This window comes from Hydrogenophaga sp. T2 (assembly GCF_049843535.1).
Lineage (GTDB): Bacteria > Pseudomonadota > Gammaproteobacteria > Burkholderiales > Burkholderiaceae_C > Hydrogenophaga > Hydrogenophaga crocea.
The window spans coordinates 457134-474553 of sequence record NZ_JBBHZJ010000003.1; the positions used below are offsets into that span (position 1 = coordinate 457134).

A 17420-nucleotide genomic window follows, 5' to 3' on the forward strand; every position below is an offset into this window, starting at 1 on the left:
GGCCGGCACTGTGCCCGGCGGTGCTTGAACGCCCCATGAACCCGCCGTTCATGCGCCGTTCATGCCGCGCATGGCACGCTCTGCGCGTGACCGGCCTGTTCCCCACCCTGCCCCGCCTGCCCGCGCTGCTGCTCGCTGCCGGGCTGGCCCTGCCCGCTGCGGCCCGTGACCAGGACCGCGCGCAGGAGGCGGTGCGCCGCGGCGAGGCCGTGCCGCTGGCGCAGGTCACGGCACACGCGCTGCGCACCTTCGGCGGCCGCGTGATCGAGGTCGAGATCGATGGCAAGGGCCGGCGCATCGAGTACGAGCTCGAACTGCTGCTCGATGACGGCCGCGTGATCGAGCTCACCTACGAAGGCCGCACCGGCAGCCTCACCGAAATCAAGGGCCAGCGGCTCGAAACCCTGTTCGCCCCGCCGCGCCCCGAGCGCCGCTGACACAGCCCATGCGCATCCTGGTCGCCGAGGACGATCCCCGCCTGCTGGTGCAGCTCGACAACGCGCTGCAGGCCGCGGGCTACGCGGTGGACCTGGCCGACAACGGCGTGGACGCCGCGCACCTGGGTCTCACGCGGCCGCCCGACGCGGTGGTGCTCGACCTGGGCCTGCCCGGGCGCGACGGCCTGAGCGTGCTGCGCCACTGGCGCGAGGCCGGCAGCACCGTGCCCGTGCTGGTGCTCACCGCGCGCGGCTCGTGGCAGGACAAGGTGCACGGCATGGACGCCGGCGCCGACGACTACCTCGCCAAGCCCTTCGAGCTCGAAGAGCTGCTCGCGCGCCTGCGCGCGCTGCTGCGGCGCGCGAGCGGCCTGGCCCACCCGGTGCTGCGGCACGGCCCGCTGCGGCTGGACACGCGCACGCGCGCGCTGCAGGTGGACGGCCGCGCGGTCGATCTCACGGCCTTCGAGTACCGCCTGCTCAACACCTTCCTGCACCACCCGGGGCGCGTGCTCTCGCGCGCCGAACTGGTGGAAAAGCTCTACGACGACGCCAGCGAGCGCGACAGCAACACGCTCGACGTCTTCATCGCGCGGCTGCGCCGCAAGCTGCCCGAGGGCAGCATCGCCACCGTGCGCGGCCAGGGCTTCAAGCTCCAGGCGCCTGGCGCATGAGCCGCGCGCCCGTCTCGCTGCAGCGCCGCCTGCAATGGGCCGCCTCGGTGCTGGTGGTGCTGGCGCTGCTGCTCGCGGCGCTGGGCCTGTACCGGCTGTTCCGCGCGCACGCCGAGCGCGAGTTCGACGCGCGCCTGCAGCGCCAGCTCGACGACGTGACCGCCGCGCTGCAGGTGCAGACCGACGCCGAGGGGCGCGCCGCGCTGGGCCTGCGCCGCGAGCCCGCCGACCCGCTGTTCCGCCAGCCCGCGAGCGGCCTGTACTGGCTCGCGCTGCCCGCGTCTGGCGAGCCGCTGCGCTCGCGCTCGTGGTGGGACAGCGCGCCCGCCTTCACCCCCACCCCGCCCGCGGACGCCCCGGGCGCCGCGCCCTGGGTGCAGACCGCCGACGGCCCGCGCGGCGAGCCGCTGCGCGTGTGGCTGCGCCGCGTGCAGCCCGCGGGCTGGGACGGCGCCGTGGTGCTCGCCGTGGCCAGCGACGCCAGCGCGCTCGAGGCCGCGAGCCGCTCGTTCGCGCGCGGCCTGGGCGCGTCGCTCGCGCTGCTGGCGCTGCTGCTCGTGCTGGCCTCGCACGCCCAGGTGCGGCTGGGCCTGCAGCCGCTGCGCCGGCTGCAGGGCGCGCTGGCGGCGCTGCGCGAGCGCCACAGCCCGCGCCTGGACGGCCACCACCCGGCCGAGGTGCAGCCGCTGGTGGACGAGATCAACCGCCTGCTCGGTCAGCGCCAGTCCCTGGTGGACGAGGCCGAGGCCCAGGCCGGCAACCTCGCGCACGCGCTCAAGACGCCGCTGGCCGTGCTGGGCCAGCTCGCGCAGGCCGATGGGCGCGACAGCGGCCTCGGGCCCGAGGCGCGGGCCCTGCTGCGCGAGCAGCTCGACGCCATGGAGCGGCAGATCCACCGCCAGCTCACGCGCTCGCGCGCCGCGGCCTCGGTGCACAGCGGCGGCGCGCGCGCGCCGCTGGCCGACGTGCTGCCCCCGCTGCTGCGCACGCTGTCGCGGCTGCACCCCGACATCGACATCGCGGCCGACGAGGCGCAGGCCCTGCCCGCACCGCGCATCACGCCGCACGACCTGCACGAGGTGCTGGGCAACCTGCTCGACAACGCCGCGCGCCACGCGCGTCGACGCGTGCAGCTCTCGCTGCAGGCCGCGGATGGCGGCCTCGCGCTGTGCGTGGACGACGACGGCCCGGGCATCGCGCCCGAGGCGCGCACGCTGGCCCTGCAGCGCGGTGCGCGGCTCGATGAATCGCACCGAGGCAGCGGCCTGGGCCTGGCCATCGTGGCCGACCTGGTCGAGGTGTACGGGGGCCGCTTCGCGCTTGAAGACGGCCCGCTCGGTGGCCTGCGCGCGCGCCTGTGGCTGCCGCTGGCCCTCAGCCCCGCCGCGTCAGCGCCGCCTGCGGCGCCGCCGCGCTGACCGGCCGCGCGCCCCACCACAGCGCCAGCGCCATCAGGCCCACGCCCAGCCATTGCCCGGGCGCGAGCAGCCGCTGGTAGACCAGCGCGTCGCACAGCAGCGTGACCGCGGGGTAGACGAACTGCAGCAGCGCGGTGCGCGCGGTGGCCAGCCGCGCCATGCCGCCATAGATCAGCACGTAGGCCAGCCCCGTGTGCAGCACGCCGAGCGCGGCCAGCCAGCCCCAGGCCGGACCCCAGGCGGGCCAACCGTTGAGCCACAGCCAGGGCCACAGCACCAGCGCGCCCACCGCGCACTGCCACCAGGCCAGGGCCAGCGGCGGCACCGGGGTGCGCGCGCGCAGCAGCAGGCCCACGGCGGTCTGCGCCACCACGGCCACGCCACACAGCGCCACCCCCAGCCACGACACCGCGGCCCCGCTGCCCAGCAGGCCGGTGGCCAGCGACAGGCCCAGCAGCGCCAGCAGCACCGCCGCCATGCGCGCGCGCGGCAGCGGCTCGCCCAGCCACCAGGCCCCGGCCACCATGATGCACAGCGGCTGCACGTGGAACACCACGGTGGCCAGGCCGACCGACAGGTGCTGGATGGCCACGAAGAACACCACCCAGCTCAGCACCACCAGCGCCGCGGCCACGCCCACGCGCAGCGCCGTGCCCGCGGGCAGACGCCAGAGCGGCGTGCGCCGCGTGGCCTGGGCCCACAGCGTGAGCGCGAGCACGCCGAAGGCGCAGCGGAACCAGGCGGCCGAGGCCGCGTCGCTGCCCGATTCGAGCAGGAACACGCCCAGCGTGCCCAGCAGGGCGCCGCCTGCGGCCATGCGCCAGGCGGCCCGCGTTTCGGCCGCGGCGGGTGAGGAAGAGGCTTGCATGGCGCGCACTGTGGGGCTGGCCGGTGGTTTCGAGAAGCGGATAATTCGCAATCCATCCATCCGCTCTTCGAATGACCATTGCCCCGATGCGCGTGCAGGACCTGCAGATCGACTGGCTCAAGTGCTTCGTGGCCGTGATCGACGCCGGCTCGCTCTCGGCCGCCGCGCCCGAGGTGAACCGCTCGCAATCGGCGGTGAGCATGCAGCTGCAAAAGCTCGAGCGCGCGGTGGGCAAGCCCCTGCTGCTGCGCGGTCCGCGCCGGCTCGAACTCACGCCCGACGGCCAGGCCCTGCTCGGCTACGCGCGCCGCCTGCTCGACCTGCACAGCGAGGCCCAGGCCGCGATGCGGCCCGACACGCTCGAGGGCCGTGTGCGCCTGGGCGTGCCCGACGACTACGCCGCGCGCTACCTCACGCCCGTGCTCAAGCGCTTCGCGGCGCGCCACACGGCGGTGCAGATCGACCTCGCCTGCGAACAATCGACCGCGCTGATCCCGCGCGTGCAGCGCGGCGAGCTCGACCTCGCGCTGGTCTCGCGCGACCACGCGCAGCGCGGCACGCTGCTGTTCCACGAGCCCCTGGTGTGGGTGGGCTCGCCACCGTTCGACGTGTGGCGGCGCGACCCGCTGCCGATCGCGGTGTACGAAGACGGCAGCCTCGCGCGGCGGCACGCGCTCACCACGCTGTCGCTGCAGGGGCGGCGGCACCGCGTCGTGTACCACAGCTCCAGCCTGGCGGGCCAGATCGCCGCGGTGGAGAGCGGGCTCGCCGTGGCCGTGCTCACGCAGTGCAGCGCGCCGCCGCAGCTGCAGGTGCTCGGGGCCGAACACGGCCTGGGCCCCATGGCGCCCATGGCCGTGGCGGCCTACCGCAGCCGGGCCTCGCGCGGCTCGGCCGCGGTCGACGGCTTTCACCGCCTGCTGGTGCAGACCCTGCGCCAGGCGGCCTGAAACGGGTATTTACCGCGGCGCAGCAAGGCGACACACTCGCGCGCCACAATCCGCGCCCACATGCTGCCCACGCCCGCCGCCGTTGCCCAAGACCTGCCGCTGGTGCTCGCCGGGCCGGTGCTGCGGCGCGTGCAGGCGCGGCGCATCGCCTGGTGGATGGCCTGCACCCGGCCCGTTGTGCTGCGTGTGCGGCTGCAGCACCCCGACGGCCGCACGGCCACCCACGAACCCACGGTGCACACGCTGCGCGTGGGCGAGCGGCTGGTGATCGCGCTGATCGAGCTCGCGCTCGATGAAGACCTGGCCCGTGACGCCCGCACCGGCTACCGCTTCGAATTCGCCGAGGGCGGGGGCGATGGCGAGGGCGGCTGGACGCCGCACCACGACCCTGCGCTGGCCTACCCCGGCCACGACGGCCCGGGCTTCGTGTTCGCGCCGCGGGTGCGCGCGCTGCTGCACGGCTCGTGCCGCAAGCCGCACCACGCGGGCGGCGGCGACGGCCTGGCGCGCGCCGACGCCCACCTCGAAAAGCTGCTGACGGCGCCCGGGCCCGAGGCGCCGCCCTGGCCATCGGCCCTGGTGCTCAGCGGCGACCAGGTGTACTGCGACGACGTGGCCGGTCCGATGCTGCGCGCCATCCACGGCCTGATGCAGCGCCTGGGCCTGCGCGAGGAGCGCATCGCGGGCGCCGACGGCAGCGGCGTGCACGACACCGCCGACCTGCTCGCGCACCCCGCCACCTACTACCACCGCGAACAACTGCTGCCACGCACGCCGCGCAGCGAACGCCTGATCGATCTGGTGTTCGAGGGCGTGAAGAAGCCCGTCTTCACCACCGACAACGCGCACAACCACCTGATCACCCTGGGCGAGGTGATCGCCATGTACCTGCTGGTGTGGTCGCCGCTGCCCTGGCAGGGGCTGGACCTGTCGCCACCGCCCGGGCTCGACCCCGCCTGCGCCGAGCGCTATGCGCGCGAGAGCGAGGCCATCGCCGCGTTCCGTGAGGGCCTGCCCGCGGTGCGCCGCGTGCTCGCGCACCTGCCGGTGGCCATGGTGTTCGACGACCACGACATCACCGACGACTGGAACCTCAGCCGCGAGTGGGAAGACGTGGCCTACGGGCATGCGTTCTCGCGCCGCGTGATCGGCAACGCGCTCATCGCCTACCTGCTGCAGCAGGCCTGGGGCAACCGGCCCGAGGCCTTCGCGCGCGAGGGGCTGCTCGAACAGGTGCAGGCCGCGCTCGACGAGCCCGGCGGCGCGGCGCACGACGCGCTGATCGAGCGGCTGCTGCGCTGGCGCGACTGGCACTACGTGTGGCCCACCTCGCCGCCGCTCATGGTGCTCGACAGCCGCACCCACCGCTGGCGCTCCGAGGTCTCGCCGCGCCGGCCCTCGGGCCTGATGGACTGGGAGGCGCTCACCGACCTGCAGCAGGCGCTGCGCGACCACCCCGCGGTGCTGCTCGTGGCCTCGGCGCCGATCTTCGGCGTCAAGCTCATCGAAACCATCCAGCGCGTGTTCAGCTTCTTCGGCCACCCGCTCATGGTCGACGCCGAGAACTGGATGTCGCACCCCGGCGCGGCCAGCGCCATGCTCAACATCTTCCGCCACCCGCGCACGCCGCAGACCTTCGTGGTGCTCTCGGGCGACGTGCACTACTCCTTCGTGTACGACGTGGAGCTGCGCCCGCGCGGGCGGCGCCTGCTGCAGACGCCCGGGCCGCACATCTGGCAGGTCTGCAGCAGCGGCCTGCGCAACACCTTCCCCGACGGCCTGCTCGCGCGGCTCGACCACCTCAACCGCTGGCTGTTCTCCCCGCGCTCGCCGCTCAACCGCTTCACACGCCGCCGCCACATGACCGTCACGCCGCGCAAGCCCGAAGGCACGCCCCCCGGGCGGCGCCTGCTCAACGGCTGCGGCGTGGGCCTGCTCGAACTCGACGAACACGGTGCGCCGCAGCGCATCAGCCAGTTGCTGGCCGACGGTCGCACCGTGGTGTTCGTGCCGCGCGAGGACGAGGCGCGCGAAGACTGAAGAGCCGCCCGGCGCGTGAACCGCGTCACAGCCAGGGGCAAGGCTTCTGCGCTATGGTCATCCTTTCATCATGGACAACGCCTTCGACAAGCTCGTCGCCGCCTGTGAGCGCATGCGCCACCTCACGGGCACGCTGGAGACCATCCGCAACCTGCTGATGGCCGACGCGATGACGAGCAGCGAGCACACGCGCGCCGCCATGGGCGATACGCGCGAGACCGCACGCGGCCTGTTCATCCACGCGCTGGGCCTGCGCCAGCGGACCGGCGGGGACCTCGAGGCCGCGGTGCAGCTCATCGCCAACGACGCCGACCCCGACACCGCTGCGCAACGCAATGAGTGGCTGGCCCTGTGCCGCGAGCTCGCGGGCTCGCTCAAGGGCATCGACGAGGTGCTGGGCGACCTGCAGGCGCACTGGGCGCGCTGAGGCGCGCCGGGAACGCGCCCGCGCTCAGCGCGCCGGCCCGGCGTCGGTCGCGGCCACCGGTTCGGCAAAGCCCGGGCAGGCCTGTTCGGGCTCGCCCTGCGGCGGGCGCAGGTTGCCCAGGATCATGGGCCGCCCGGCCACCAGGCCGCCACCGTTCAACTCCATCTCGAAGCGCTCGGCGTCGCGCTGGCGGATGCGCGCCACCACGGCGTCGGCCTCGGCGGGCGAGGTGCCCAGGGCCAGCATGGCCTCGCGGCCCATGAGCATGGCCGACTCGAAGGTCTCGCGCACCTGCAGGTGCACACCCGCCTTCACAAGGGCGGCCGCGTGCTCGCGGTCGAAGGCGCGCGCGATCACGCGCACGTGCGGGAAGGTGTGGCGGCACGCCTCCACGATTTGCGTCGCGGCACTGGCGTCGTCCACGCACACCAGCACCACCTGGGCGCGCTCGGCCCCTGCGGCGTGCAGGATGTCGGGCCGCGTGCCGTCGCCGTAGTACACCTTGAAGCCGAAGCGCTCGGCTTCGCGCGCGAACTGGGGATCGGCATCGATGATGGTGATGGTCGCCCCCAGCAGCAGCAGGTTCTGGCTCGCGATCTGGCCCACGCGGCCGAAGCCGATGATCAGCACCTGCCCTTCTTCGTGTTCGGCCATGGGCGCCCCGTCGGTGGACGCCGCCGCGCGCGGCGCGAAGCGCTGGTGCGCCAGCACCGCCAGCGGCGTAAGCGCCATGGACAGCACCACGATGGCGGTCAGGTTGGCATTGGTCACCGGGTCGATCACGCGGCCCGCAAGCGCGGCGGCGAACAGCACGAACGCGAACTCGCCGCCCTGCGCCATCAGCACCGCGCGGTCCAGCGCGTCGGCGTGCGTGCTGCGGGTGAGCCGCGCCACCGCGTAAATGCCCAGCGCCTTCACCAGCATGAGCGCGAGCACGCCGGCCACGATCAGCGGCCAGTGGCGCGCCACGGCGCCGAGGTCGAGCGACATGCCCACGCCCAGGAAGAACAGGCCCAGCAGCAGGCCGCGGAAGGGCTCGATGTCGGCCTCGAGCTGGTGGCGGAAGGTCGATTCGGACAGCAGCACGCCCGCGAGGAAGGCGCCCATGGCCATGGACAGGCCGCCCACCTGCATGAGGAGCGCCGCGCCCAGCACCACCAGCAGCGCGGCCGCGGTCATGACCTCGCGCGCGTGCGCCTTGGCCAGCACCTCGAACAGCGGGTTGAGCAGCCACAGGCCCACGGCCACGAGCAAGGCCAGCGCGCCCGCACCGATGCCGATGGCCACCCAGCGCGACGCGCCTTCGGCCCCGGCGGCGGCGGCCTCGGGCGACATCAGCGCCACGATCGCGAGCAGCGGCACGATCAGCAGGTCTTCGAACAGCAGCACCGACACGATCTTCTGCCCGCGCACGGTGGCGATCTCGCCGCGCTCGCCGAGCAGCTGCATCACGATCGCGGTGGACGTGAGCACGAAGCCCATGGCACCGATGAACGCCACCTGCCAAGAAAAGCCGAAGGCCATGCCCACCAGCGTGAGCGCCGCACCGCACACGGCCACCTGCAGGCTGCCCAGCCCGAAGATCGCGCGCCGCAAGGCCCACAGGTGCGAGGGCTGCATCTCCAGGCCGATGACGAACAGGAACATCACCACGCCGAGTTCGGCCGTGTGCAGGATGGTCTGCGGGTTGCTGAACAGGCCGAGCCCGAAGGGCCCGATGGCCAGGCCCGCGGCCAGGTAGCCGAGCACCGAGCCCAGGCCCAGGCGCTTGAACAGCGGCACGGCGACCACGGCCGCCCCGAGCAGCGTGACGACCGGGATCAGCTCGGAACTGGCTTCAGCGGCCATGGCGCGCTCCTGTGTTGCGGAGCGGCGATTCTGGCATTGCCGCCCGGGCTCAGCGCGCCGGCCGCACCCAGCGCATGCCCTCGCGGTGGCTGCGCAGCACGGCCTCCACGAAGGCCATGCCGTCCAGGCCGTCGTCCAGGCCGGGCAGTGGCACGCCGGCCTCGCCGCGCCAGGCGCGCGCGAAGTCGCGATAGAGCTGGGCGAAGGCCTCGAGGTAGCCCTCGGGGTGGCCGGCCGGGATGCGGTGCGCCTGCGCGAGGCCGCCGGGCGCGGGCGGCACGCCGCGGTACAGGCACTGCGAAGGCTGGCCGGGCCGCGTGAGCCACAGTTCCTCGGGCCGCTCCTGGTCGAACTGCAGCGAGCCGGTGCTGCCGTAGACGCGCAGGCGCAGGCCGTTGCGGCTGCCGCTGGCGACCTGGCTGGCCCACAACAGGCCACGCGCGCCGCCTTCGTAGCGCAGCATCACCTGCACGTGGTCGTCGAGCGTGCGGCCGGGCACGAAGGTGCTGAGCTCGGCCGCAAGCTCGTGCAGCTTCAGGCCCGTCACGTAGCCCGCCAGGTGGTAGGCGTGGGTGCCGATGTCGCCCAGCGCGCCCGCGGGGCCGGCCTGCCGCGGGTCGTTGCGCCAGGCGGCCTGCTTGTGGCCCTGTTGCTCGATCGGCTCGCCCAGCCAGTCCTGCACGTACTCGACCTGCACGATGCGCACCTCGCCGATCGCGCCCTGCGCCACCAGCTCGCGCGCCTGGCGCACCATGGGGTAGCCGCTGTAGGTGTGCGTGAGCAGGAACAGCAGGCCGCGTTCGCGCACGCGCTGTGCGAGCGCCTCGGCCTCGGCCAGCGAGGTGGCGATCGGTTTGTCGCAAATGACGTGGATGCCCTGCTCGGCGAAGGCCAGCGCCACCGGGACGTGCAGGTGGTTGGGCGTGACGATGGCCACGGCGTCGATGCCGTCGGAACGCCGCGCCTCGGCGCGTGCCATCTCGGCGTAGTCGGCATAGCTGCGATCGTGCGCAATGTGCAGCCCGGCCGCGCTCGCGTGCGCGCGCCCGGGCGTGGACGACAGCGCGCCCGCCACGAGCTCGAACTGGTCGTCGAGCCGGGCCGCGGCGCGGTGCGCGGCGCCGATGAAGCTGCCCTCGCCCCCGCCCACCATGCCCAGGCGGATGCGCCGGGTGCTGCGGTCCTCGCTCATCGCGACAGGCCCAGCAGCGCGGCCAGCGTGGCCGCATCGCCCGCGCTCGCGGCGAAGTCGTCGAAGGCGCGGTCGGCCACGCGGATGATGTGCTCGCGGATGAAGGCCGCGCCTTCGCGCGCGCCGTCCTCCGGGTGCTTGAGGCAGCACTCCCATTCGAGCACGGCCCAGCCCGCGTAGCCGTGCTGCGTGAGCCTGGAGAAGATGGCCTTGAAATCGACCTGGCCGTCGCCGAGCGAACGGAAGCGGCCCGCGCGGTCGACCCAGTTCGCGTAGCCGCCGTAGACACCCTGCTTGCCGTTGGGGCGGAACTCGGCGTCTTTCACGTGGAAGGCGCGGATGCGCTCGTGGTAGTGGTCGATGAAGGCCAGGTAATCGAGCTGCTGCAGCACGAAGTGGCTGGGGTCGTAGAGGATGTTGGCGCGCGGGTGTTGGTCGAGCGCGTCGAGAAAGCGCTCGAACGTGAGGCCGTCGTGCAGGTCTTCGCCGGGGTGCAGCTCGTAGCAAACGTCCACGCCCGCGTCGTCGAAGGCGTCGAGCACCGGGCGCCAGCGCCGCGCGAGCTCGGCGAAGGCCGCGTCGACCAGACCGGGCGGGCGCTGCGGCCAGGGGTAGAGGTAGGGCCAGGCCAGCGCGCCCGAAAACGAGGCGTGCGCCTTCAGGCCCAGCCGCTGCGAGGCCCGGGCCGCGAGCAGCAGCTGCGCGTGCGCCCAGGCGGTGCGCGCGGCCGGGTTGCCGCGCACGTGGGGCGCGGCGAAGGCGTCGAACTGCAGGTCGTACGCGGGGTGCACGCACAGCAGCTGGCCCTGCAGGTGGGTGGACAGCTCGGTGAGCTGCAGGCCGTGATCGGCAAGCAGGCCCTTCACTTCGTCGCAGTACGCGTCGCTGGTGGCAGCGCGTTCGAGGTCGAAGATGCGCGCATCGCTGGTGGGCATCTGCAGCCCCTTGTAGCCCAGCGAAGCGGCCCAGCGCGCCAGCCCGTCGAGCGTGTCGAAGGGCGCGGCGTCGCCGATGAACTGGGCCAGGAAGATCCCGGGTCCCTGGATCGTTTTCATGCGGGTCCTCCTGGCGCTGGCGTTCAGAACGGCGAATCGGGGAAGTAGAAGTCCTTGGCGTTCTCTTTGGTGATGAGCACCGAGGGCACGATGGTCGAGGCCGGCAGCTTCTGGCCCTTCTGGCGCGCCAGCGCGGTCATCTTGATCGCCTCGTAGAGGAACTTGGGCGAGTACGACACGTTGGCCTGGACCAGCGGGTTGCTGCCGTCCATGAGCGTCTTCACCATGGCCTTGGCGCCGGCACCGCCGAAGACGATCTTGATGTCCTTGCGCTTGGCCTGCTCGATCGCGCGCAGCACGCCGAAGGCCATGTCGTCGTCGGCCGCCCACACGGCGTCGATCTCCTTGAAGCGCGTGAGGAAGTCCTGCATCACCTTGAAGGCGTCGTCGCGGTTCCAGTTGCCGTGCTTGGCGTCGAGCACCTTGATGCCCGGGTGGTTCTTCATCACCGACATGAACGCGTCCATGCGCTCGTTGTCGATGGTGGTGGGGATGCCGCGCAGCGCCACGATGTTGCCCTTGCCGTTGAGGGCCTTGGCCAGGTACTCGGCCGGCACCTTGCCGAAGGCGGTGTTGTCGCCCGACACATAGGCGTCCTGCGCGCTGGTGTCGGTGAGGCCGCGGTCGACCACGGTGACGTACACACCCTTGGCCTTGACCTGTTGCACCGGGCGCGTGAGCGCGGCCGACTCGAAGGGCAGGATCACCAGCGAATCGATCTTGGTCGCGGTGACCAGGTCCTGCAGCTGGTTGGCCTGCTCGGGCGCGCCGCTGGCGGTCTTGATGGTGACCTTGATGTTCGGGTCCTTCTCGAGCTCTTTCTTGGCCTCGTTGGCCCAGTACACCAGGCCGGCGGCGAAGCTGTGGGTGGCGGCCGGGATGGCCACGCCCAGGTTCACCTTGTTCTGGGCCTGTGCCAGCAGGGGGCTGGCCAGGCCGATGGCGGCCACGGCGGCCAGCGCGTGCAGTCGGATGCGGTGCTTCATGCTTGTCTCCTTGAGGGGTGGTGGTGCGGACGGAAAACGAGGCTCCTGCGTCGAGCCTAGGGACGCCGCCGCTGCATGAATGCGACGGCGATGATCACGAACCCCTGCACCGCCGCGTTGAGGTACACGCTGATGATGCTGGTGAGGTTGAGGATGTTGCTGATGACCGAGAGCAGGATGGCGCCGACCACGGTGCCGCCGATGCTGCCGGCGCCGCCGCGCAGCGCGGTGCCGCCCACGATCACCGCGGCGATGGCCTCGAGCTCCCAGAGCAGGCCGGTGGTGGGCGAGGCCGAGCCCAGGCGCGGCACGTAGAGCAGCGTGGCGATGCCCACGCACACGCCGAGCAGGGTGTAGGTGAGCACCTTGGTGCGGTCGACGTCGACCGCGGCGTAGCGCGCCACCTGCTCGTTCGAGCCGATGGCCTGCACATAGCGCCCGTAGGCCGTGCGCTTGAGCAGCAGTGCCCCGGCGATGGCCACGAGCGCGAACACCCACACCGGGATCGGCACGCCAAGCAGGCTGCCGTAATAGACCGGGCCGTAGGCATCGGCCAGGGTGTTGTCGAGCGCGAGCGCGCCGCCGTCGGCGAAGTAGGTGAGGTAGGCGCGGAAGATGCCCAGCGTGCCAAGCGTGACGATGAAGGGTTCGATGCGTCCGCGCGTGATGAGCAGGCCGTGCGCCAGGCCGAACAGCGCGCCCAGCAGCACCGCGGTGGCCATGCCCGCCACCACCACCGCCGCGGGCGGCCAGCCCAGCGGCGCGAGCTTGTTCATCAGCAGGATGGTCACGCCGGCGATCAGCGCGGCCATGGAACCCACCGAGAGGTCGATGCCGCCCGAGATGATCACGAAGCACATGCCCACGGCGATGATGCCGATGAAGGCGGTGCGCGTGAGCACGTTGAGCGCGTTGTCGGTGGTGGCGAATTCGCGGTTGAGCAGCGTGCCCGCGATGCACAGCAACAGCAGGCCCAGCAACGGCCCCAGCGGGGGCAGGCGCCAGCGGCGGGCGGCGGCCGGGGCGGGCGCGTCAGTGCGTTCCGGTGGCATGGGCGATCAGCTCCTGTTCGTTGAGTTGCGCGGCCGACAGCGTGGCCTGCAGCCGGCCCGCGCGCATCACCGCGACGCGGTGGCACAGGCCGATGAGTTCCATGAGTTCGGACGACACCACCACCACCGCGCGGCCTTCGTCGGCCAGGCGGCGGATCAGCGCGTAGATCTCGCGCTTGGCGCCGATGTCCACGCCGCGCGTGGGCTCGTCGAGCACCACCACGCGCGGTTCGGGGTGCAGCACGCGCGCGAGCGCGAGCTTTTGCTGGTTGCCGCCCGACAGCGAGCCCGCGGGCACCTCGAGCGATCCGCAGCGGATGCCGAAATCGCGCACCGCCTGCAGCAGCGCACCCTGTTCGCTCGCGGGCCGCAGCCAGGGCCGCGCGTGGCGGTGCAGCGCCATGAGCGTGAGGTTCTCGCGCAGGCCCAGGCGCACATGCAGGCCGCGGCCCTTGCGGTCTTCGCTGAGGTAGGTGAGGCCAGCCTCGGCCGCTTCGCGCGGCGAGTGTGGCAGCAGCGCGCGGCCGGCGATCTGCACCGCGTCGGCGCGGCGCGGGCGCAGGCCCAGCAGGCCCTCGAACAGCTCGGTGCGGCCCGCGCCCACCAGGCCCGCGAAGCCGAACACCTCGCCCGCGCGCACCTCGAAGTCCACGCCCTCGGCCCAGCCGGGCACGCTCAGGCCGCGCACCGACAGCAGCACCGGCGCGCCCTCGGGCACGGGGGGGCGTGGCGGGTACAGGTCGGCGAGCTCGCGGCCCACCATCAGGTTCGCCATCTGCGCGCGCGTGAGCGAGGCCGTGGGCTGCTGCGCCACCACGCGGCCGTCGCGCATCACCACCACGGTCTCGGTGGTGCGCTCGACCTCGTCGAGCTTGTGCGAGATGAAGACGATGCACACGCCCTCGGCCTTGAGCCGCGCCACCAGCGCGAACAGCCGGCCGGTCTCGGCGGGCGTGAGCGTGGCCGTGGGCTCGTCCATCACGAGCACGCGCGCCTGGCGCGACAGCGCCTTCGCGATCTCCACCAGCTGGCGCTCGGCCACGATGAGTTCGCGCACGCGGGTGTCGGGGTCCACCTGGGGCAGGCCGACCTCGTCGAGCACGCGGCGCGCGGTGGCGCGCATGGCGGCGTCGTCGAGCCAGAGGCCGCGGCGCGGCTCGTGGCCCAGGAAGATGTTCTGCGCCACCGTGAGGTCTTCGGCGAGGTTGAATTCCTGGTGAATCAGCACGATGCCTTCGGCCTCGGCGGCACGCGGGCCGTCGAAGGCCACGGTGCGCCCATTCACCGCCAGGCTGCCCTCGCTCGGCGCCTCGTAGCCCGCAAGGATCTTCATGAGCGTGGACTTGCCCGCGCCGTTCTCGCCCAGCAGGCCGTAGACATGGCCGGGCTCGAACGTCAGATCGACCCCATGCAGCACCTGCACCGGGCCGAAGCGCTTGACGATGCCGCGCAGCGACACCTGCACGCGCCCGGTCGCCGGCGCGCTGGCGCTCACGCGACCTCCAGGCGGCGCAGGCTTTCCTGCATGGCGAGCACGGCCGCCCCGATCAGGCCGGCGCGTTCGCCCAGCGGCGTGTACTGGATCTCGAGGTGGCGGGTGGATAGCGCGAGCGAGCGCTGGTACACGCTCTGGCGCACCGCCGCGAGAAACAGCGGCCCCACGCGCGTGATGCCGCCGCCGATGAACACGTGCGAGGGGTTGAAGAAGTTCACCACCGAGGCGAGCATCTGCCCCACGTGCGCGCCCGCGCGCTGCACCGCCTGGGTGGCCGCCATGTCACCCGCGCGGCAGGCCTCGGCCACGTCCTGCAGGCGCAGCGCGCCGCGCTCGGCGATGAGCCGCGCCAGACGCGGGCTCTGCCCGGCCTCGGCGGCTTCGGTGGCCATGCGCGCGATGGCCGGGCCCGCGGCCATGGCCTCGACGCAGCCCAGGTTGCCGCAGTGGCAGCGCGGGCCCTCGGGCACCACGCAGATGTGGCCCACATCGCCGGCCGAGCCGTTGGCGCCGCGGTAGACCTGCCCATGGCAGACCACGCCGCAGCCGATGCCCGTGCCCACCTTGACCACAAGGAAGTTCTGCAGGCCGCGCTGCATGCGCCAGAGCTCGCCCAGCGCCATCACGTTGACGTCGTTGTCCACGAACACCGGCGCGCTGAAGTCGGTGGCGATGTCGTCGCGGATGGAATAGGCGTCCCAGGCGGGCATGAGCGGCGGGTTCACGAGCTGGCCGCTGTCGAAGTCCACCGGGCCCGGCAGACCGATGCCGATGGCGATCACCTGGCGCGGCGGCACGCCGCAGCGGGCCAGCAGCTCGCGCATGAGGGTGCGGATGCGCGCGAGCATGGGCACGGGGCCATCGCGCACGTCGGCGGGCTCGCTGTGGTGGGCCAGCAGCGTCAGGTCGGGGCTCAGGACGCCGACCTCCAGCCCGGTGGCGCCGACGGCGACGCCGATCAGCACGCCCAGGCTGCGGCTCAGGCGCAGGGTTTCGGCGCGGCGGCCGCCGGTGCTCATCTGCTCGCCGGTCTGCTCGAGCAGGCCCTGTTCGAGCAGCTCGGCCACGGCGGCATTGGCGCGGGTCTTGGAAAACGACGAGGCCGCGGCGAGCGCGTCGCGCGAAATGCCGCTGGCCCAGAACACGTGGTCCAGCAGCGTCTTCTCGCCGGTTTTGAGGCCTTTCAGGGTCACGCTTGTCTCCTCTGCCGGGCTCTGCGGCCGGGCATTGCGGGGGATGCTAGAAGGTCGATTTCGACCCGAACAGATCAAACTTCGACCCATTCCGGTTCAAAGTAGGGGCCAGCTTAAACCCGGGACGGCCACGGCCCGGTGGAACCCGCCCGCCCCGGCGCCACTCTCTGCCAGGCATGGACGCCCCCACCCTCCCCCCCGATGTGCACGTGCTCGTGCTGTGCGCCGACTGGTGCACGCAGTGCCGCGCCTTTGCCGCCATGGCCGACGCGCTGGCCAGCCCGCGGCTGCGCTGGGTGGACATCGAGGACGCGGGGCTCGATGCCGACGAACTCGGCATCACCGCCTTCCCGAGCGTGGCGGTCTTGCGGCCCGCGGGAGTGCTGCGCTACCTCGGGCCGGTGCGCGCCGACCGCGAGGGTTTTCTGGCCCAGGTGGCGCAGCTCGGCCGGCTCGACGAACGCGCCCCGCCCGCGGCGCTGCGGCCCTTGCTCAGCCCAGGCTGAGGCCGCTGTAGCGCCCGTGGTGCAGCAGCTCGCGCAGCCACACCAGGCGCGCGGCCGAGGCGATGTCGGTGGGCACCTGGCGGCCGGCCACCGCGCTGCCCTGGGCGTGGTCGGCGAGCGCCGAGAACGCGCGCTCCACGGTGTCGAGGTCGAGCGTGGCCTGGCCGGGCGCGATGGCGTCGAACAGGCTGGCCACGGCCATGTCCTGCAGCGCGAGCGGGCCGCCGGCCCCGGGCAGGGGGCCCGCGGCCATGATCGCCTCTTCGACGTGCTCGATCGCGCGCTCGATCCCGAGCGCCGTGACGCGCCCGCCCGGAAAGTTGTGCGCCGCGAGCACCGCGTAGCCCGGCGTCAGCGCGGGCGCGTCGCCCACGCGGGTGGCCCGGGGTTCGAGACGCAGCGGCGTGCCCATGGCGGGCGCGCCCTCAGGCGCTCTCCACGGCGCCGAACACGTAGCCGTCCATGGCGAGCACACCGTGTTCGATGCCGCCTTCGATCACGCTCACCGCGCGCTGCGGCGCGGCCGCGCCCGCGGCCACGAGCAAGGGCAGAAAGTGCTCGGTGGTGGGGTGGGCGCGCTGCGCATGCGGCGCGCGCGAGAGCGTGTGCAGCAGGCGCTCGTCGTCGCGCTGCAGCACGGCTTCGCGCACCCAGTCGCTGAACTCGCGCGCATAGGCGGCCTCGCGCGGGTCGCCGGCGCGGAATTCGTAGAGGTTGTGCGTGAGGCTGCCGCTGCCCACGATGAGCACACCTTCGTCGGCCAGCGGCGCGAGCGCCTGGCCCAGGGCCCAGGCGCCGGCGCTGTCCAGCCGCGCGGGCAGCGAGACCTGGAACACCGGCACATCGGCCTCGGGGTACAGATGCATCAACGGCACCCAGGCACCGTGGTCGAGGCCGCGCTGCGCGTCGCTGCGGGGCGACCAGCCGGCCGCGGCAAGCAGATCGAACGCCCGCTGGGCCTCGGCGGGCGCGCCGTCCACCGGGTATTGCAGGCGGTAGAGCGCGGCCGGAAAACCGCCGAAGTCGTGCACGGTCTCGGGCCGGCTGGCGGTGCCCACCAGGGGCACGGTGCTCATCCAGTGTGGCGAGACGACCAGCACGGCGCGCGGGCGCGGCAGCGCGCGGCCGAGGGCCGCGAGCGCGGGGCCGGCGCGGCCCGGTTCGAGCGCAAAGGTGGGCGCGCCGTGGGAGATGAAAACGGTGGGCAGGCGGTTCATGCGGGGCTCCGGTGAGCGGGTGCGGTCGGGGCCGGCACCGAAGCCTCCACTGTAGATATTGC

Annotated in this window: 17 protein-coding genes; 7 read left to right on the top strand and 10 right to left on the bottom strand. The window is 73.0% G+C overall.

The genetic code is table 11. The features are described 5' to 3' along the window. The first annotated feature begins 35 nt into the window (after nt 1-35). From WDZ95_RS09190 to WDZ95_RS09200, 3 genes are read left to right on the top strand one after another with little or no spacing between them, the layout of a single operon-like run. Nucleotides 36-437 (top strand): PepSY domain-containing protein, encoded by a 402-nt coding sequence (locus WDZ95_RS09190; protein ID WP_425777914.1) that lies wholly within the window; start codon nt 36-38, stop codon nt 435-437. Between the two features lie 8 nt (nt 438-445). After that, nucleotides 446-1111, top strand: a complete 666-nt coding sequence (locus WDZ95_RS09195; protein WP_425777916.1) for a response regulator transcription factor — start codon at nt 446-448, stop codon at nt 1109-1111. Then, nucleotides 1108-2529 (top strand): sensor histidine kinase, encoded by a 1422-nt coding sequence (locus WDZ95_RS09200; protein WP_425777918.1) that lies wholly within the window; start codon nt 1108-1110, stop codon nt 2527-2529. The genes WDZ95_RS09195 and WDZ95_RS09200 overlap by 4 nt, the downstream gene beginning before the upstream one ends. Here WDZ95_RS09200 and WDZ95_RS09205 read toward each other — a convergent pair. Further along, nucleotides 2486-3397 (bottom strand): DMT family transporter, encoded by a 912-nt coding sequence (locus WDZ95_RS09205; RefSeq protein ID WP_425777920.1) that lies wholly within the window; start codon nt 3395-3397, stop codon nt 2486-2488. The genes WDZ95_RS09200 and WDZ95_RS09205 overlap by 44 nt on opposite strands. An 86-nt stretch (nt 3398-3483) precedes the next feature. Here WDZ95_RS09205 and WDZ95_RS09210 point away from each other — a divergent pair, with 86 nt between their 5' ends. The 3 genes from WDZ95_RS09210 (at nt 3484) to WDZ95_RS09220 (ending at nt 6814) form a co-directional block, all read left to right on the top strand. Continuing rightward, nucleotides 3484-4347 (top strand): LysR family transcriptional regulator, encoded by an 864-nt coding sequence (locus tag WDZ95_RS09210; protein WP_425778066.1) that lies wholly within the window; start codon nt 3484-3486, stop codon nt 4345-4347. Nucleotides 4348-4407: 60 nt separating this feature from the next. After that, a complete protein-coding gene (locus tag WDZ95_RS09215; RefSeq protein WP_425777922.1) occupies nt 4408-6387 on the top strand; it encodes an alkaline phosphatase family protein in 1980 nt (659 codons plus the stop codon). Between the two features lie 70 nt (nt 6388-6457). After that, complete coding sequence (locus WDZ95_RS09220; protein WP_166227852.1) at nt 6458-6814, top strand: hypothetical protein; 357 nt, start codon at nt 6458-6460, stop codon at nt 6812-6814. A 24-nt stretch (nt 6815-6838) separates the two neighbouring features. Here the strand turns inward: WDZ95_RS09220 and WDZ95_RS09225 are convergent, their stop codons facing one another. The 7 genes from WDZ95_RS09225 to WDZ95_RS09255 are packed head-to-tail and all read right to left on the bottom strand — an operon-like array spanning nt 6839 to nt 15635. After that, nucleotides 6839-8662, bottom strand: a complete 1824-nt coding sequence (locus WDZ95_RS09225; protein ID WP_425777924.1) for a monovalent cation:proton antiporter-2 (CPA2) family protein — start codon at nt 8660-8662, stop codon at nt 6839-6841. 49 nt (nt 8663-8711) lie between these two features. After that, nucleotides 8712-9854 carry a Gfo/Idh/MocA family protein gene (locus WDZ95_RS09230; protein ID WP_425777926.1) on the bottom strand — a complete coding sequence of 381 codons (1143 nt, stop codon included), beginning with the start codon at nt 9852-9854 and terminating at the stop codon, nt 8712-8714. Beyond that, complete coding sequence (locus tag WDZ95_RS09235) at nt 9851-10909, bottom strand: sugar phosphate isomerase/epimerase family protein (RefSeq protein WP_425777928.1); 1059 nt, start codon at nt 10907-10909, stop codon at nt 9851-9853. Before WDZ95_RS09235 ends, WDZ95_RS09230 begins: the two co-directional genes overlap by 4 nt. A gap of 23 nt (nt 10910-10932) precedes the next feature. Beyond that, nucleotides 10933-11895: a substrate-binding domain-containing protein gene (locus tag WDZ95_RS09240; protein ID WP_425777930.1), complete on the bottom strand. Its 963-nt coding sequence runs from the start codon at nt 11893-11895 to the stop codon at nt 10933-10935. Between the two features lie 56 nt (nt 11896-11951). Further along, nucleotides 11952-12947 carry an ABC transporter permease gene (locus tag WDZ95_RS09245; protein ID WP_287469678.1) on the bottom strand — a complete coding sequence of 332 codons (996 nt, stop codon included), beginning with the start codon at nt 12945-12947 and terminating at the stop codon, nt 11952-11954. Next, nucleotides 12928-14442, bottom strand: a complete 1515-nt coding sequence (locus WDZ95_RS09250) for a sugar ABC transporter ATP-binding protein (protein WP_425777933.1) — start codon at nt 14440-14442, stop codon at nt 12928-12930. Before WDZ95_RS09250 ends, WDZ95_RS09245 begins: the two co-directional genes overlap by 20 nt. Next, nucleotides 14439-15635, bottom strand: a complete 1197-nt coding sequence (locus tag WDZ95_RS09255; RefSeq protein WP_425777935.1) for an ROK family protein — start codon at nt 15633-15635, stop codon at nt 14439-14441. The genes WDZ95_RS09250 and WDZ95_RS09255 overlap by 4 nt, the downstream gene beginning before the upstream one ends. Nucleotides 15636-15811: 176 nt before the next feature. Here WDZ95_RS09255 and WDZ95_RS09260 point away from each other — a divergent pair, with 176 nt between their 5' ends. Next, nucleotides 15812-16141 (top strand): thioredoxin, encoded by a 330-nt coding sequence (locus tag WDZ95_RS09260; RefSeq protein ID WP_425777937.1) that lies wholly within the window; start codon nt 15812-15814, stop codon nt 16139-16141. Here WDZ95_RS09260 and WDZ95_RS09265 read toward each other — a convergent pair. Beyond that, the gene (locus tag WDZ95_RS09265; RefSeq protein WP_425777939.1) at nt 16128-16553 is read right to left on the bottom strand and encodes a hypothetical protein; all 426 of its coding nucleotides are present in this window, start codon (nt 16551-16553) and stop codon (nt 16128-16130) included. The genes WDZ95_RS09260 and WDZ95_RS09265 overlap by 14 nt on opposite strands. A 13-nt stretch (nt 16554-16566) precedes the next feature. Continuing rightward, the gene (locus WDZ95_RS09270) at nt 16567-17358 is read right to left on the bottom strand and encodes a dioxygenase (protein WP_425777941.1); all 792 of its coding nucleotides are present in this window, start codon (nt 17356-17358) and stop codon (nt 16567-16569) included. Between the last annotated feature and the right edge of the window lie 62 nt (nt 17359-17420).

What these genes read in the sequence shown, in the direction of transcription:
- WDZ95_RS09190 (WP_425777914.1), top strand. Translation starts at nt 36, where the DNA reads ATGAACCCGCCGTTCATGCGCCGTTCATGCCGCGCATGGCACGCTCTG.
- WDZ95_RS09195 (WP_425777916.1), top strand. Translation starts at nt 446, where the DNA reads ATGCGCATCCTGGTCGCCGAGGACGATCCCCGCCTGCTGGTGCAGCTC.
- WDZ95_RS09200 (WP_425777918.1), top strand. Translation starts at nt 1,108, where the DNA reads ATGAGCCGCGCGCCCGTCTCGCTGCAGCGCCGCCTGCAATGGGCCGCC.
- WDZ95_RS09205 (WP_425777920.1), bottom strand. Translation starts at nt 3,397, where the DNA reads ATGCAAGCCTCTTCCTCACCCGCCGCGGCCGAAACGCGGGCCGCCTGG.
- WDZ95_RS09210 (WP_425778066.1), top strand. Translation starts at nt 3,484, where the DNA reads ATGCGCGTGCAGGACCTGCAGATCGACTGGCTCAAGTGCTTCGTGGCC.
- WDZ95_RS09215 (WP_425777922.1), top strand. Translation starts at nt 4,408, where the DNA reads ATGCTGCCCACGCCCGCCGCCGTTGCCCAAGACCTGCCGCTGGTGCTC.
- WDZ95_RS09220 (WP_166227852.1), top strand. Translation starts at nt 6,458, where the DNA reads ATGGACAACGCCTTCGACAAGCTCGTCGCCGCCTGTGAGCGCATGCGC.
- WDZ95_RS09225 (WP_425777924.1), bottom strand. Translation starts at nt 8,662, where the DNA reads ATGGCCGCTGAAGCCAGTTCCGAGCTGATCCCGGTCGTCACGCTGCTC.
- WDZ95_RS09230 (WP_425777926.1), bottom strand. Translation starts at nt 9,854, where the DNA reads ATGAGCGAGGACCGCAGCACCCGGCGCATCCGCCTGGGCATGGTGGGC.
- WDZ95_RS09235 (WP_425777928.1), bottom strand. Translation starts at nt 10,909, where the DNA reads ATGAAAACGATCCAGGGACCCGGGATCTTCCTGGCCCAGTTCATCGGC.
- WDZ95_RS09240 (WP_425777930.1), bottom strand. Translation starts at nt 11,895, where the DNA reads ATGAAGCACCGCATCCGACTGCACGCGCTGGCCGCCGTGGCCGCCATC.
- WDZ95_RS09245 (WP_287469678.1), bottom strand. Translation starts at nt 12,947, where the DNA reads ATGCCACCGGAACGCACTGACGCGCCCGCCCCGGCCGCCGCCCGCCGC.
- WDZ95_RS09260 (WP_425777937.1), top strand. Translation starts at nt 15,812, where the DNA reads ATGGACGCCCCCACCCTCCCCCCCGATGTGCACGTGCTCGTGCTGTGC.
- WDZ95_RS09265 (WP_425777939.1), bottom strand. Translation starts at nt 16,553, where the DNA reads ATGGGCACGCCGCTGCGTCTCGAACCCCGGGCCACCCGCGTGGGCGAC.
- WDZ95_RS09270 (WP_425777941.1), bottom strand. Translation starts at nt 17,358, where the DNA reads ATGAACCGCCTGCCCACCGTTTTCATCTCCCACGGCGCGCCCACCTTT.